The 16,078-nt window shown below is 35.7% G+C and carries 13 protein-coding genes; 11 read left to right on the forward strand and 2 right to left on the reverse strand.

Going from position 1 to position 16,078, the window contains the following annotated elements; all coding sequences use genetic code 11:
- Positions 1–175: 175 nt before the first annotated feature.
- The 11 genes from V7014_RS13370 to V7014_RS13420 all read left to right on the forward strand — a co-directional run bounded on the left by V7014_RS13370 (position 176) and on the right by V7014_RS13420 (position 11,650).
- A complete protein-coding gene (locus tag V7014_RS13370) occupies positions 176–910 on the forward strand; it encodes a hypothetical protein (protein WP_335507914.1) in 735 nt (244 codons plus the stop codon).
- A gap of 388 nt (positions 911–1,298) precedes the next feature.
- Positions 1,299–1,910 (forward strand): TetR/AcrR family transcriptional regulator, encoded by a 612-nt coding sequence (locus tag V7014_RS13375; RefSeq protein WP_335507937.1) that lies wholly within the window; start codon positions 1,299–1,301, stop codon positions 1,908–1,910.
- 60 nt (positions 1,911–1,970) lie between these two features.
- A complete protein-coding gene (locus tag V7014_RS13380; RefSeq protein WP_335507915.1) occupies positions 1,971–3,113 on the forward strand; it encodes an acyl-CoA dehydrogenase family protein in 1,143 nt (380 codons plus the stop codon).
- 89 nt (positions 3,114–3,202) lie between these two features.
- Positions 3,203–4,843, forward strand: a complete 1,641-nt coding sequence (locus V7014_RS13385; protein WP_335507917.1) for an AMP-binding protein — start codon at positions 3,203–3,205, stop codon at positions 4,841–4,843.
- Positions 4,844–4,857: 14 nt separating this feature from the next.
- On the forward strand, positions 4,858–6,210 hold the full coding sequence (locus V7014_RS13390; protein WP_335507919.1) for an acetyl-CoA carboxylase biotin carboxylase subunit: 1,353 nt from the start codon (positions 4,858–4,860) through the stop codon (positions 6,208–6,210).
- Between the two features lie 13 nt (positions 6,211–6,223).
- Positions 6,224–6,436 (forward strand): acetyl-CoA carboxylase biotin carboxyl carrier protein subunit, encoded by a 213-nt coding sequence (locus V7014_RS13395; protein ID WP_335507921.1) that lies wholly within the window; start codon positions 6,224–6,226, stop codon positions 6,434–6,436.
- Positions 6,437–6,468: 32 nt separating this feature from the next.
- Complete coding sequence (locus V7014_RS13400) at positions 6,469–7,368, forward strand: hydroxymethylglutaryl-CoA lyase (protein WP_335507923.1); 900 nt, start codon at positions 6,469–6,471, stop codon at positions 7,366–7,368.
- Positions 7,369–7,452: 84 nt separating this feature from the next.
- Positions 7,453–8,235: an enoyl-CoA hydratase gene (locus tag V7014_RS13405; protein ID WP_335507925.1), complete on the forward strand. Its 783-nt coding sequence runs from the start codon at positions 7,453–7,455 to the stop codon at positions 8,233–8,235.
- Between the two features lie 121 nt (positions 8,236–8,356).
- Positions 8,357–9,883 (forward strand): acyl-CoA carboxylase subunit beta, encoded by a 1,527-nt coding sequence (locus V7014_RS13410; RefSeq protein WP_335507927.1) that lies wholly within the window; start codon positions 8,357–8,359, stop codon positions 9,881–9,883.
- 239 nt (positions 9,884–10,122) lie between these two features.
- A complete protein-coding gene (gene nadE, locus V7014_RS13415; protein ID WP_335507929.1) occupies positions 10,123–10,956 on the forward strand; it encodes an ammonia-dependent NAD(+) synthetase in 834 nt (277 codons plus the stop codon).
- Between the two features lie 22 nt (positions 10,957–10,978).
- Positions 10,979–11,650: a diphthine--ammonia ligase gene (locus V7014_RS13420; protein WP_335507931.1), complete on the forward strand. Its 672-nt coding sequence runs from the start codon at positions 10,979–10,981 to the stop codon at positions 11,648–11,650.
- 341 nt (positions 11,651–11,991) lie between these two features.
- Here the strand turns inward: V7014_RS13420 and pepF are convergent, their stop codons facing one another.
- Both pepF and V7014_RS13430 read right to left on the reverse strand, forming a co-directional pair.
- The gene (pepF, locus tag V7014_RS13425) at positions 11,992–13,779 is read right to left on the reverse strand and encodes an oligoendopeptidase F (RefSeq protein ID WP_335507933.1); all 1,788 of its coding nucleotides are present in this window, start codon (positions 13,777–13,779) and stop codon (positions 11,992–11,994) included.
- Positions 13,780–13,930: 151 nt separating this feature from the next.
- Positions 13,931–15,871, reverse strand: a complete 1,941-nt coding sequence (locus V7014_RS13430; RefSeq protein WP_335507935.1) for an AMP-binding protein — start codon at positions 15,869–15,871, stop codon at positions 13,931–13,933.
- Positions 15,872–16,078: the final 207 nt, after the last annotated feature.

A 16,078-nucleotide genomic window follows, 5' to 3' on the forward strand; every position in this document is an offset into this window, starting at 1 on the left:
TATAATGTGTGACATTATACTAAATCGTTTAAGTATCGGTTTTCATAATTACTTTCTTGACATTTAATAAAATTATTTGAGAGTGCGGCTTTTCCAATTTCTACATATAAACCTATTTCATAATAATTGTAAAAACGGGAAAATTATTGGAAATGATGTGAAGGTGGGATATGCAATGAAATTTTTTATGATGGGTTTAATATGTACAGTTGTTTTATTGATGTACGTTCCTAGTCAACAAGGTCAAGCTTCAGTATGGTATGAAGAAGAGCAACAACAAGATGTTACAGGTGATAAAATTAAAGAAACACTACTTATAAAAGGAAAAATAAAGAAAGAAAATGTATTAAAGGATGTATCTTTACAGCTAACAAACGGTGCAACAGGAAAATGTATGAAGATCCCTTTAAATGATGGCTTGCAACCGAAAATGTTTTTCACTGACTTTAATCATGATGGCGTGAAAGATATTATGATTACATTGCGTTCAGCAAATGAAAAGTCTAAAGTGAATAATTATATTTATTCTTTCAAAAATCAGCAAAAAGTGAATTTACAAGTACCGCTTCCAGTGGATGTTACTAGTAATTTTCGAGACGAATATCAAGCTGAATTAGTGGTGCAAAACAAAACGTATCGTATGGATGTTGCAAGTCGGAAAGAAGTATATGAGAAACTAGGCTTATATCATAATGGAAAATTGAATGAACCAATGGAATTAATAATAAGTCCATATATTAGCTTAAAGTCGACTTATACGGTAAAAGGATTTGGATTGATGGGGGTACAACGTGTAAGTGGTGCCTTTAAGGAAGATGTTCTTGGTGAAATTACATCTGTTTGGATTAATCAATCTGGAAAGTGGCATTTACAAAAAACAAGCTTCAAAAATGTATTGAAAAAGCAGTAGAAAATTCACCATAATAGGCTGTTGTCATAGTATAGAGTATAAATATCTTTAAAAAAGGGAATCTTGCGATGACAGCATTTGATGTTGAATTGTTATCTATAATGATCCTTCCATCGGCTACTGCGAACTTAAGTAAATAGTTCTTTTTGTCAATCGGCTGTATAATGCCGATTTTTTTAAGGTTCATGGATGTGATATTACTTAAACCTACACATGCATTATTAATGCCATAATACTCTTTCCACTTCAGAAGAATTTATGATAGCCTTTCATTTATAATTGTTTGACAAATGTGATTTATTTGTTAGTATTTACATATAAGTTGTAATTTTTAACTTATATGTAAAAAAATGAAAAGTGGTGAAAAGCATCGGAACTAAAAGAAAAAATAATTGAAACTTCGTTAAAATTATTCGATGAGCATGGTTATCATGGTGTCTCAGTTAACGACATTGTTGAACAGAGCGGTACCTCTAAAGGTGGATTTTATCATCATTTTAAGTCGAAAGACGAACTTCTATATGTAATTCATGATTATTTTATTTCTTATGTATTATTGAAAGCAAATGAAACAATCAACACTTATTCTAACCCTACAGACAAACTACATAATATTATCCAATCATTTGTTAAAGTATTTGACCTCTACAAGCCACACATTACGGTATTTTATCAAGAAAGTAAGTACCTACAACCACAGCATCTTGAAAGCATTAATATAAAGCGTGATCGTTACCGAGACATTATTTTAGAAGTAATTCAAGAAGGTATTGTTTACGGAGAGTTTCGAAAAGAATTATCTGTTTCTATCACAGGTATGTCTATTATTGGGATGATTAATTGGACATATAAGTGGTACAAAGCAAATGGTGAAAAAACAATAGAAGAAATAACATGTTATTTTTGTGATATTATTTTTCATGCTATTTGGACTGAAGAAGCTAAACGTAATTCTGCGTACAGATCCTATCACTGTTTACAATCACAACATTCAACATGAGAAATTATGTTTGCTCAACACAGACCGATTAGTCGGTCTGCAATTAAAGGAGGAGCTTAAATGGATTTTTCATTAACTAAAGAACAAAAAATGATTAAAGAAATGGTAAGTGATTTTGCTGAGAAAGAAATAAAACCAATAGCAATAGAATTAGATCGTGAGGCAAAATTTTCTGAGCGTCTTTTCAAACGCATTGGTGAACTTGGGTTATTAGGAATTCCATTTCCTGAGAAATATGGTGGTTCTGGCGCTGGTACTATTTCTTATGCTATAGCTGTTGAAGAGATAGGAAAAGTATGTGGTGGAACAGGTTTAAGTTATGCAGCAGCTGTTTCACTTGGATCAAGTCCTATCTATTACTTTGGAACAGAAGAGCAAAAGCAACAGTATTTAGTACCTCTTGCAAAAGGGGAAGGGTTAGCTTCATTCGGTTTGACTGAACCAAATGCAGGTTCTGATGCTGGTGGTACACAAACAAAAGCAGAGCTTGTTGGTGAAGATTATGTCATTAACGGTGAGAAATGTTGGATTACAAATGCAAGTTACGCTGAAACAATTACAGTGACGGCTGTTACTGGGAAGGATGAGCGTGGAAAGAATATTATTTCTGCTTTAATCGTACCTGCAGGAACACCTGGAATGACTATTACAAGTCCGTATGAAAAAATGGGTGTGCGCGCTTCTAATACTTCACAAATAGTACTCGAAAATGTTCGTGTACCGAAGGAAAATATTTTAGGAGATAGTAGGAAAGGATTTAAACAATTTCTATATACATTAGATGGAGGGCGTATTTCCATAGCGGCTCTAGCTGTTGGCCTTGCTCAAGGTGCTTATGAAAAAGCACTCCAATATGCAAAAGAGCGAAAACAATTTGGTAAACCAATTTCTTCGTTCCAAGCAATTCAATTTAAATTAGCTGACATGGCAATGGAAATCGAATTGGCTCGTAATATAGTGTTTAAAGCAGCGTGGCTGAAAGATCAAGGTAAACCATTTGCGAAAGAAGCAGCTTTTGCAAAACTATATGCTTCCGAGATGGCATTCCGTACTTGTAACCAAGCGATTCAGATTCATGGTGGATATGGTTATATGAGAGAGTATGAAGTAGAGCGCTTCTTACGAGATAGTAAATTACTTGAGATTGGTGAAGGAACTTCCGAGATTCAAAGATTGGTTATTGCAAGACAAATAGGTTGCTAAGTTTCAATCACTCATCATGTTTCTTGCTCACATAAAGAATTGGTTAAGAACAATGTCAAACGTTTTAAAAAACGTAGGGAGGAACAATAATGTCTACTATTATGAACATTACAGTAGGACAGTTACTTCAGGAATTGGCAGAAAAACAACCTGAGAGAGAAGCGGTGGTGTATCACGATCGAAATTTACGATATACGTATAAACAGTTTAATGAAGTTTGTGAACGGGCTGCAAAAGGATTTATGGCCTTAGGAATTAATAAAGGAGATAATGTAGCAATTTGGGCGTCAAATACTCCGGAGTGGTTAATTTCACAATTTTCAACAGGTAAAATGGGTGGGATATTAGTAACAGTCAATACAAACTATCAATCTCAAGAATTAGAATACTTATTACGACAATCTGATAGTACAACATTAATTATGATAGATTCGTTTAAGACTCATTCTTATATGGAGACATTGTATAGTATCGTGCCAGAGCTTAAAACATCTCAACCAGGTTCTTTACACTCTGAAAAACTACCTTACTTAAAAAACATTATTGTACTGGGGGATCGAATTTATCCAGGTACGTATTCATGGAATGATCTTTTAGAGAAAAGTACTTTGATTTCTGATGAGGGATTAAAAGAAAGAATGAAAGCGCTTCAACCTGATGATGTGATTAATATGCAATATACATCCGGAACAACGGGTTTTCCAAAAGGCGTCATGCTCACACACAATAATTTAGTAAATAATGCTAGAAATATTGCGGCTAGTATGAAGTTAACTAATGAAGATATTATGTGTATTCCTGTACCATTTTTTCATTGCTTCGGATGTGTACTTGGTACGATGGCGTGTGTAACTGTTGGTGCAACGATGGTTCCAGTACAAGAGTTTGACGCTAGAAAAGTTCTAGAAACCGTTCAAAATGAGAAGTGTACGGCGCTACACGGAGTACCGACGATGTTTATTACAGAATTAAATATGGATGATTTCGACCAATATGATTTATCTTCTTTACGAACAGGTATAATGGCTGGATCGAATTGTCCAATTGAAGTTATGAAGGCTGTTGTAGAAAAGATGGGTGCAACAGAAATTACGATTGCATATGGTCAAACAGAAAGCTCTCCTGTAATAACACAGACGCGTACAGATGATCCAATTGAACTTCGAGTGTCTTCTGTTGGGCGCGCATTAGCAAATGTGGAAGTGAAAATTGTTGATCCCGTGACCAATCAAGAAGTTCCTTATGGTATTCAAGGGGAATTATGTACTAGAGGATACCATGTAATGAAAGGTTACTATAAAAATGATGCTGCAACGAAAGAAGTAATTGATTCAGAAGGATGGCTTCATACTGGTGATTTAGCAGTAATGGATGATAGTGGTTATGTCAAGATTACTGGTAGATTAAAAGACATGATTATTCGTGGCGGGGAAAATATTTATCCGCGTGAAATAGAAGAATTCTTATATAGCCATCCTAAAATCCTAGATGTTCAAATTGTAGGAGTTCCAGATGCAAAATATGGAGAAGCAGTAATGGGGTGGATCATTCTTAAAGAAGGAGAAACTACAACAGAAGAAGAAATTAGAGAGTATTGTAAAGGAAAAATCTCACATCATAAAATTCCACGTTATATTGCTTTTACTGATCAGTATCCGATGACAGCTTCTGGGAAAATTCAAAAATTCAAATTGCAAGAACAATCAAAGGAATTATTAAGTTTGAGATAAAAGGAGAGATGAGCTTGTTTTCAAAAATTCTTATATCAAATCGAGGCGAAATTGCTTCCCGCATTATCCGAACTTGTAAGAGATTAGGTATTCAATCAGTAGCTGTATATTCTGAAGCAGATCGTGAAGCTCCGTTTGTAGGTGCAGCTGATGAATCATATTTGTTAGGTAGTCCAAGACCTCAGGATAGTTATAACAATATCGAAAAAATTTTAGAAATAGCAAAGGAATCAGGATGTGAAGCTATTCACCCAGGCTATGGATTTTTGAGTGAAAATACGCTTTTTGCTAAACGTTGTCGTGAAGATGGAATAGCATTCATTGGTCCTTCTGTTGATGTAATTGAAAAAATGGGTAAGAAAATTGAATCGCGAAGAACAATGGTAGCTGCTGGTTTACCCGTTGTACCGGGGATATCATTTCCCTTGAAAGATGTTGAAGATGCTGTATTTCATGCTGAAAAAATTGGATATCCAATTATGTTAAAGGCATCAGCAGGTGGTGGCGGTATTGGTATGGGTGCCGTTCGTAATGAGGATGAATTGCGAAAGACGTTTGAAGGTCATCAAAAAAGAGCGGCAACATTCTTTAACAATGATGAAATGTATTTAGAGAAATTAATTGAAAATCCTCGTCATATTGAAATTCAGGTTTTAGCTGATCATCACGGACGTACAGTATATTTATGGGAGCGAGAATGCTCAATTCAAAGACGAAATCAAAAGGTGATTGAGGAAGCACCCTCTCCATTCCTTTCTGAAGCAAAGAGAGTAGAGATGGGAAGAGCAGCTGTTCAGGCAGCATCAGCAATAGGGTATGAAAATGCTGGAACTATTGAATTTATCGTTGATGAACAGCAAAACTATTATTTTCTTGAAATGAATACGAGATTGCAAGTAGAACATCCCATCACCGAAGAAATAACAGGAATTGATCTCGTTGAACAACAAATTCGTATTGCTTCAGGTGAAAAGTTATCATTTTCTCAAGATGATATTGCTTTAAAAGGGCATGCAATTGAAGTACGAGTATATGCGGAAGATCCGAATACATTTTTCCCTTCACCTGGAAAAATCGTTGCGTTTCAATTACCACAAGGCGAGAATGTTAGAAATGATGTTGGTGTACAAGAAGGTTCTAGTATTACGCCATTTTATGATGGTATGTTTGCTAAATTAATTGTGAAAGCAGAATCGCGCAGTCAATGTATTGAACAGTTGCTTCAAGCAATTGATCAATACAAGGTTGAAGGTATCAAAACCAATTTGCCAATGATTCAACGTATTGTTTCGCATGAACAATTTCGAAACGGAAATACAACAACAGCGTTTGTTGAAAACCATTACTTAAATGATTTAAAAGTCTGAAGGGGGATTACAAATGAGTGAATTAAGAGCGAGTATGGCAGGAAGCGTTTGGAAGATTCTTGTGAAACAAGGGGATACAGTAACAGAAGGTCAGGATGTAGTAATACTTGAATCTATGAAAATGGAAATTCCAATTGCTGCTGAGTCAGATGGCATAGTTTCTAGTGTTAAAGTAAATGAAAATGATTTTGTTAATGAAGGTGATGTATTAGTAACAGTGGAATAGGCCGAAGTAGGTCGAGTTGTGAGGTGAGTGATATGAATAAAAAGAACATAGTGATAAAAGAAGTTGGCCCGAGAGATGGCTTACAAAATGAAAAAGAAATCATTTCAACAGGGCAAAAAATTCAATGGATTGATCTTTTATCTAATACAGGTTTAAATTATATCGAAATCACATCATTTGTTCCTCAAAAGTGGATACCGCAATTAAGTGATGCGCTAGAAGTAGCAAAAGGTATAAAGAAAAAAGAAGGTGTAACTTATGCGGCGCTTGTACCCAATTTACGAGGATTAGAATCGGCATTAGAAGCTGATATAGATGAAATTAGTTTATTTATGTCAGCAAGCGAATCACATAATTTAAAGAATATTAATAAGTCTATTGACGATACATTTCCAGTATTAAAAGACGTAGCTGTTTCTTCTATTAAAGCAGGAAAAACTGTTCGTGCCTATGTATCAACAGTATTTGGTTGCCCTTATAATGGGGAAGTATCTATTGATACAGTTCGAAGAATATGTGAACAACTATTTCAATTTGGTGTAACCGAAATTTCATTGGGAGATACAATTGGTGTTGCAGATCCGGCTAAAGTAGAGTTGGTTCTAAATGAAATAACCAAATATTTTGATAAAAGTAGAATTGCTCTTCATTTCCATGATACGAGAGGGATGGCATTAGCCAATATTCTTCGAGCTATTGACATGGGCTTTACAACATTTGATTCTGCGTTAGGTGGTTTAGGTGGTTGCCCATACGCTCCTGGCGCATCAGGGAATGTAGCGACTGACGATTTGGTCCACATGCTTGAAAAAATGGGCTATCATACCGGAATTAATGAAGACTTGTTGCAAACAGCGGCGGTATTTATTCAAAGTAAAATCCGTAAACCGCTTAGAAGTCATCAAATGGGAATCTACAATACTGTGAAGTAGAGGATAAATATTCTCTTTCCACTTAATGAAGGGCAGTATGAATGTAACTGCCCTTTCAACCAAAAAAACAAAGGAGTGTTTTGGTTGTCTCAAATTATAGTTTATGAACAAAATGATGAAGGAATTGTAACGATAACATTAAATCGTTCAAATGCTGCAAATGCATTAAATCAGGAATTGCTAGTACAATTCAATGAAATACTTGATACAATTTCGAATGATTCAACTGTTCGATGCGTCATTATTACAGGAAGTGGCGAGAAAGCCTTCTGTGCCGGAGCTGATTTGAAAGAACGTAAAGGATTAGCGAATCATGAAGTTGAGAAAGCAGTATCTCAAATTAGAGATACGTTTTCAAAATTAGAAGCACTTCCTCAGCCAGTAATTGCTGCTATGAATGGTGTTGCATTTGGCGGAGGTCTTGAACTGGCATTAGCTTGTGATCTTCGGATTTCTTCAACTTCAGCCAGATTTGGTTTAACAGAAACTTCATTAGCTATTATCCCGGGGGCAGGTGGAACGCAACGTTTACCACGATTAATCGGGGTGGCTAAAGCAAAAGAATTGATTTATACCGCAGCCAGAATCGATAGTGTCGAAGCTGAGAAAATCGGCTTGATCTCACGTGCTGTCGAATCCTCACTATTACTCCAAGAAGCCTTTTTATTAGCAAATCGAATTGTTCAAAATGGACCAATTGCCCTAAAGCAAGCGAAGAAAGCGATTCATCATGGGATGGAAACAGACTTACAAACAGGATTGAAAGTGGAAGAATGGTGTTATAGCGCAACAATTCCGACGAATGATCGTCTTGAAGGATTACAAGCATTTTCTGAGAAAAGAAAGCCCGTCTATAAGGGTGAATAATAAACCTTTCTAAGTCACTTTATTTGTAGAGGTGAAGGGTGAAGTCTTCTAGGTGTTATAGCTAGATTACACGCAAAATGCAATAAACCTATTTATTACTATGAGAAGGAGATGTCATCAAATGAGTCAAGAAAATACATATGTTCAAATGGTAGATCGAATCAAACAAGGTGGAATGCCGAAATACCATGAGAAAAATAAAGAAAAAGGAAAACTGCATGTTAGAGAACGTTTAGCTTTATTATTTGATGAAGATGTAGTATTAGAAGATAGTTTATTTGCTAATTGTAATGAAGAAGGATTACCAGCGGATGGTGTCGTAACTGCTATCGGGACGATACAAGGACGTAAAGTTTGTGTTATGGCAAATGACTCAACTGTGAAAGCTGGCTCTTGGGGAGCTAGAACGGTTGAGAAAATCATTCGTATTCAAGAAACGGCTTTAAAATTGAATATTCCTATTTTTTATTTAGTAGATTCTGCTGGAGCTAGAATTACGGATCAAGTTGAAATGTTTCCAGGTCGTAGAGGAGCCGGAAGAATTTTTTATAATCAAGTGAAACTTTCAGGGCGAGTTCCACAAATATGTTTATTATTTGGCCCTTCTGCTGCTGGTGGAGCATACATACCTGCTTTCTGTGATATTGTTGTTATGGTGGACGGTAATGCTTCGATGTATTTAGGATCACCGAGAATGGCTGAAATGGTTATCGGTGAGAAAGTATCGGAGGAGCAAATGGGTGGTGCTAAGATGCATTGCTCGATTTCAGGTTGTGGTGATGTGCTAGTTAAGAGCGAAGAAGAAGCTCTGGGATTTGCTCGTCAATATATTGAATATTTCCCGCAAAATTATACTGAAAAGCCAATCGTGGTGGGAAGCAAACCAGTTGGTTTAGAGAAATCGTTAGAAAGCTTGATTCCATCCAATCAAAATGCACCATTTAATATGTATGAATTCATTGATGGAATCATCGATGAAGGTAGTTTTTTAGAAATTAAAAAATTATTTGCGGCAGAGCTAATAACAGGGCTTGGTCGATTAGATGGGAAGACAGTAGGAATCATTGCGAACCAACCAAAAGTAAAAGGTGGCGTGCTGTTTCATGATAGTGCTGATAAAGCAGCAAAATTCATTACTTTGTGTGACGCCTTTCATATACCGCTATTGTTCTTAGCTGATATACCTGGCTTTATGATTGGAACAAAAGTGGAACAAGCAGGAATTATCAGACATGGAGCGAAAATGATTTCAGCGATGAGTGAAGCCACTGTTCCAAAGATTTCAGTAATTGTTCGTAAAGCATATGGTGCAGGTTTGTACGCTATGGCTGGACCTGCTTTTGAGCCAGATTGCTGTATAGCATTGCCTTCTGCTTCAATTGCAGTTATGGGTCCAGAAGCGGCAGTAAATGCAGTTTACGCCAATAAAATCCAGGCTCTCCCAGTCGAAGAGCGTCAAAGTTTTATTCAAAGTAAACGAGATGAGTATCGTGAAGATATTGATATTTATCGTTTGGCATCAGAAATGATCATTGATGCGGTGATTCATCCGAATGATCTACGTAGTGAATTAATTAATCGTTTCGACGCTTATAGCAGCAAGCAATTAACATTTACTACTAGAAAACATGGTGTATATCCCGTTTAATATCATCTTTTATACATCAAAAGGTTTTATTAGAAAAAGCCTTTTGATGTATTTTTTTGATTTGATTTTATAAAAGGTCTAACTAGTATTTCGTCGAGTTGTTTCATATAATGAAAAAAAGTTACGTTTATTGGGTAATGTAAATAGAAATGAAAGTAAACGTATTTTCCAAAAAACATCAAGAGTAATTGAGAATTGTGTTAAAATCAACTGTAATTACATAGAAAGAAGGGTTTATCGTGAGACCTTTACAAGAAGAAATTATTGAAGTATTAAAGGCTAAACCAGAAATTGATCCAAAAGAGGAATTTAGAAAAAGTGTTGTTTTCATGAAAGATTATTTAAAGAAATATCCATTCTTTAAAAGCCTTGTTTTAGGTATTTCAGGAGGTCAAGATTCTACTCTTTGTGGCTATATGGCACAAACAGCTATCAATGAACTAAATGAAGAGAATGGAAGCAATGACTATCAGTTTATCGCGGTCCGTTTACCATATGGTGTCCAAGTAGATGAACAAGATTGTCAAGATGCGCTTAATTGGATTAAGCCAAGCCAGTCACTTGCAGTAAATATTAAACCTGCAGTGGATGCAAGTGTACAATCAGTTAAAGAAGCAACAGGAAAAGATTTAAGTGATTTCTTAAAAGGGAATGTCAAAGCTCGTGAGCGTATGAAGGTGCAATACGATTTAGCCGGAATATATCAAGGTGTAGTATTAGGTACAGATCATGCAGCTGAAGCGATTACAGGCTTCTTTACGAAGCATGGAGATGGTGCTTGTGACATAGCTCCACTTTATCGTCTTAACAAGCGTCAAGGAAGGTCGATTTTGAAGTATTTGGGATGCCCAGAGCATTTGTACTTGAAGAAACCAACTGCTGATTTAGAAGAAGATAAACCACAAATTCCTGACGAAGTGGCTCTAGGAGTAACGTATGACGATATTGATGATTACATCGAAGGAAAAGAGGTAAGTGAAGAAGCAGCTACAAAAATTGAAAATTGGTATTTGAAAACAGAGCATAAACGATTTGGTCCAATAACTGTTTATGACACTTGGTGGAAAAAATAAGCTTTGTTGGGGGACTATAAAGATGAAAGTAGCACTATCATGGAGTGGAGGTAAAGATGCATGCTTTACACTTCACAAATTGCATGAACAAGGAATTGAAGTTGCATGTTTATTAACGACAATTCCAAAAGAATTGAATGCTACATTTGGTCATGGTGAGAAGAGAGAAGCAATCGAAGCGCAAGGGAAAGCGTTAGGAATTCCTGTAGAATGGATTTCTTGTACATTTTCTACATATACAGATGATTTTATTGCTAAAGTAAAAGAAGTAAAGAATGCTTATCAAATAACGGCCATTGCATATGGTGATTTATATCTCGATGAACATCGTGAATGGGGAGAAAGAGTAGCTGAAGCTATTGGGATGGAAGCTCTTTATCCATTATGGATGAAAGAGAGCGATACACCTGCTGCATTGCAGCAATTCATTGCTTCTGGATATCGTGCAAAAGTTATTCGTATAATGCAAAACTATTTTAGCGAAGATTGGCTTGGTCGTGATTTAAACATGAGTTTCTATCATGATCTGCAAAATCTTTCTGTTTGCCCTATGGGTGAAAAAGGGGAATACCATACATTTGTTTATGATGGTCCACTTTTTCAACAAAAGGTTTCGTTTAAAGAGGGTGCTATTGAAGAGTTGGAAACGACTTGGCGGCTACAACTGAATGATATTTCTTTAAAGCAGAAATAAATAAAGGGGCATATGTTTTCAAATTTGAAAACATATGCCCCTTTCTAATAGTAACAGAAACGACCTATGCCCCTTTTGTGACTTTCTTTCTAAATAATAGGAACATCAATAAACATCCTAGCAAACCACCAATGAGAACAGCTTTTAGGAAATCCCAATCAAAATGACCTGTTAATAAACTGATGATAAAAAAGCTAAGGATATATCCCAAAAATATGCTTATTGTCAGATTAAACTTCAGTGAAGAGCCCTCCAATTCTTCCTTAAGGTCTACAAAATACCCTAAGGAGATATAATTATATTATATCAAGAAAGCCCTTACCATGGAATTTCCAAATGCATTATAGTGCTCGGAACTCATTGACTAAGTTAGTGAAATATTGTAGCGCTCTTTCAATAGGTTCAGGGCTATTTAAATCTACACCTGCATTCTTCAATAATTCAAGTGGATAGTCAGAACTACCACTTTGTAAAAAGGTGATGTATTTCTTTTGCGCCTCTTTATTGCCTTTAACCAATTGATCAGCAAGATGTATTGCTGTTGCGAAACCAGTTGCATACTTGTATACATAGAACGGTCTATAGAAATGAGGTATTCTAGACCAACCATATTTTACTTCATCATCAAAAGTCATGCTGCTACCATTGTATTCTCTAAACAAATTTTCATAAATACTATTGAATACTTCAACATTTAAAGGCTCACCTTTTTCAGCAAGTTCATGTGTGATTTTCTCGAATTCAGCGAACATTACTTGTGTAAAGAATGTGCCACGGAACATGTCAATAAAGTGATTAATATAATATTTTTTTACAGCAGGATCTTTTGCTTCTTGAAGTAGGTGATGTATTAATAATACTTCGTTTACAGTTGAAGCAACTTCAGCAACAAATATTGAATAACCTGCTGAAATGCGAGGTTGATATTTGCTTGAATAATAGCTATGCATAGCATGACCCATTTCATGTACTAACGTAAATAAGCTATCTACATTATCTTGATGATTTAATAAAACATAAGGGTGTACATCATAAACGCCCATGTTATAAGCTCCAGACATTTTACCAGGTGTTTCTCTGACATCAATATAATTCGCATTTTTGAAAGATGCTAGCGTTTGAACATAGTCTTCACCAAGAGGCTTTAATGCTTGTAGCATAATCGTATATGCTTCCTCGTAAGGGATGGTTTGTTCGACCTCATCGACAAGTTCCATATTTAAGTCATATTGACGTAAATCATCTAATACTAGTTTTTCTTTTCGTAGTTCACCATAAGTATGTAGAGCTGCAATGTTTTGTTTCGTAGTTGCAATCAGATTATCATACACTTCTTTAGGTACCATATCACCAAACAGTGATTTTTCAAGTGCTGAAGGATAATTGCGTATTTTTGTCATGTTAACATTATTTTTTATATTAGCAGCAAGCGTTGTTGCGATTGAATTTTTCATTTGTAAGTATGGTTTATAATACGCTTTGTAGGCTTCTTTACGCTTTTCTCTATTTGGATTTTTGAGCAACTTATTGTACATTCCCCGAGTTAGTTCAACTTTCTCCCCTTCATCATTTGTGACATCTCCAAATTTAATGTCGGCATTATTAATCATTTTGTAGACATTACTTGGTACACTATAGGCTTCACCCATTTGAGAAAGTAATTCTTCTTTTTCTTTACTTAATACATACTGCTTATACCGAAATGTCTCGAATAAATCTTTCTCGAAATAGTGCAAGCCCTCATTTTTTTCAATGTAGGATTTTAATACTTCTTCATCAATACTAAGTAAAAAAGGTAAGAAGAAAGAAGTAGCTTCTCTCAGTTTATAACTTAAGCTTTCCGCTTTCTTTAAAAGAACTTGTGTATCACTGTTACGTGTATCTAAATCGTTACCTAGCTTAGCGTATGCATAAACAAGAGTAAATACATGAGATAGTTCTTCTTGTCTTTTTAGAAAAGCAAGAAGGGAAGCACCATCATTGATTTGTCCGTTAAATTGTTTTAATTCCTCAATTAATTGTTCTACTTCTTGATAGCCTTTTTCCCAATCCGTTACATTTTTAAATATATGTGTTAAATCCCATTTTTCATGACTTGGTACATCAGTGCGACTTGTGAATGCTTGCATGATATTCATCCTTTCTATTGTTAATTCATTATTTATATATTCTACTATTATAATCATACACCTCATGCTAATGAATCAATAATACTTAAATATTTATAAAAAACTGGGTGATTAAGATCGTCAATTGATGACGTTATCACCCAGTCTTGTTTTAATGAACTTTAAGTTGTTTTATAGTTTCTAAAGCATCTACATTTTCTAGTGAAGATAAGTCACCTTCAGGTTGATTTAAATATGCAGCTCTAATCACTCTTCGCATTACTTTCCCATTTCTGGTTTTTGGTAATTGCGGTACGAAATGAATTTCTTCTGGTTTTAGAGCTTTTCCAAGTGAATGAGCCACAGATTCAAAAAGCTCTTGTTGCAAATCATCATTGGGTGTGCCGTTATTTAATACAACAAAACATACAGCACACTCACCCTTCACAGGATGAGGGATACCGATGCTAGCGCATTCCATTACTTGCGGGTGGTTCACAATAACTGATTCTATTTCAGCAGGGCCTACACGTTTTCCTGCGATATTTAATATATCATCAGAGCGACCAGTGATGGTCCAAAAGCCATCAGTGTCTTTAATAACCCAGTCGCCATGAACCCATGTATTTTCCCAAACATGCCAATAAGATGTTTCATACCGATCATTTTCTTTCCAAAAGCCATTTGTCATCCCAACCCAAGGTTTCAATATAACAAGCTCTCCAACTTCATTGACAACTGTATGACCTTCGCTATTGAAAACATCAACATGCATTCCTAATAATGGAGTGTTAAATGTGATAGGCGAAATTGGTTTTAATAATGTATTTCCAAGAATTCCACCTGAAATTTCAGTTCCACCCGAATAGTTGATAATGGGTATTTTTTCTTTCCCAACATTCTTGAATAACCACATCCATGGATCAGGATTCCATGGTTCGCCTGTTGAGCCGATCGCTTTTAATTTAGAAAGATCATGTTGTTCTATGTTTGCAGTGTCTTGGTTCATGATGGATCGAATGAAAGTAGGTGAAATACCGAGATGTGTTACGTCATGTTTACTACAAATTTCCCAAATTCGATCGCTAGAAGGATAGTCGGGAACACCTTCAAATAGTACAATGCTAGCCCCGTTAATTAGTCCGCCGAAAACAAGAAATGGACCCATCATCCAGCCCATGTCACTATACCAGAAGAAAGTATCCTCTTGTGTAACATCCATGCCAATTCCAGCATCAAATGCAGCTTTAATTGGAAATCCACTATGGGTATGAACGGCACCTTTAGGTTTTCCGGTAGTTCCTGAAGTATATAGTAACATAAGCGGGTCTTGACTATTCGTTTGAAGAGTTTCTACTACTTTATTATTGGAGGTAATTGAATCCCAATGAATATCGCGATTTACATTCCATGGAGTTTGTTCAGAGGTGCGGTTGATGACAATAACGTGCTTGATGGAAGGGCAATCTTTTACTGCTTGATCAGCCTCTTCTTTCATATTAATTTTTTTTCCGCGACGATAGTATCCATTGGCGGTGATTAAATATTTAGCCTTTGCAGCTTGAATTCTTGTTGCTATCGCGTTAGCACCATAACCAGAAAAGACTGGTGAGAAAATGCAGCCGATTTTCGCTAATGCTAGCATACTGATAACGGTTTCAGGAATCATTGGCATATAAATGGTGGCAATATCACCTTTGTTCATCCCAAGTTTGAGAAATCCTGCCGCTGCCGCATGAACTTCACGATTTAGCTGGGCGAAGGTGTAAGTTTTGCCTTTCCCATCATCACTTTCCCAAATAAGTGCTCTCTTATTAGACGTTTGTGGACTCTTAGCCCATTTTCCTAATGCATTTTCTACAACATTAATTTTTCCATTCACGAACCAACGAGGATATTTCCAATCGGTAGAGGTTTGCAATGTTTCATCGTAATGTTTGTACCACTCGAGATCAAGTTCTTTTACAGCTTGGTCCCAAAACCATGATACATCTTCAATCGATTTCGTATAAAAAGAATCATAATCATTGTACCCTAATTTTTGCATCCAATTATAAAGTCTTGTTTGTGTCATATTTTCGGAGTCTGGAAACCACACAGCTTGATTCTTCATAGAATACCCCTTTCAACTAAATGAATAGTATTAACTTCCTTTATTATACAATAAAAGAAAAAGGTGGTGTACCGTGATTCTGGTATATTCAGTATATGAAATAGAATAATAATCAGTTTGGTTCTTGTTCTAAGTGTAGGAGAGTTACACTATGAATCCCTATGTAACAAAATTATGAACAATAAAAAGCAAATATATGTGTTTGAT

This window comes from Bacillus sp. JJ722 (assembly GCF_036963345.1).
GTDB lineage: Bacteria > Bacillota > Bacilli > Bacillales > DSM-1321 > Bacillus_AD.

Excerpts from the sequence above, each read along its gene's own strand:
- V7014_RS13370 (WP_335507914.1), top strand. The coding sequence starts at position 176 with ATGAAATTTTTTATGATGGGTTTAATATGTACAGTTGTTTTATTGATG.
- V7014_RS13380 (WP_335507915.1), top strand. The coding sequence starts at position 1,971 with ATGGATTTTTCATTAACTAAAGAACAAAAAATGATTAAAGAAATGGTA.
- V7014_RS13385 (WP_335507917.1), top strand. The coding sequence starts at position 3,203 with ATGTCTACTATTATGAACATTACAGTAGGACAGTTACTTCAGGAATTG.
- V7014_RS13395 (WP_335507921.1), top strand. The coding sequence starts at position 6,224 with ATGAGTGAATTAAGAGCGAGTATGGCAGGAAGCGTTTGGAAGATTCTT.
- V7014_RS13400 (WP_335507923.1), top strand. The coding sequence starts at position 6,469 with ATGAATAAAAAGAACATAGTGATAAAAGAAGTTGGCCCGAGAGATGGC.
- V7014_RS13410 (WP_335507927.1), top strand. The coding sequence starts at position 8,357 with ATGAGTCAAGAAAATACATATGTTCAAATGGTAGATCGAATCAAACAA.
- V7014_RS13420 (WP_335507931.1), top strand. The coding sequence starts at position 10,979 with ATGAAAGTAGCACTATCATGGAGTGGAGGTAAAGATGCATGCTTTACA.
- pepF (WP_335507933.1), bottom strand. The coding sequence starts at position 13,779 with ATGCAAGCATTCACAAGTCGCACTGATGTACCAAGTCATGAAAAATGG.
- V7014_RS13430 (WP_335507935.1), bottom strand. The coding sequence starts at position 15,871 with ATGAAGAATCAAGCTGTGTGGTTTCCAGACTCCGAAAATATGACACAA.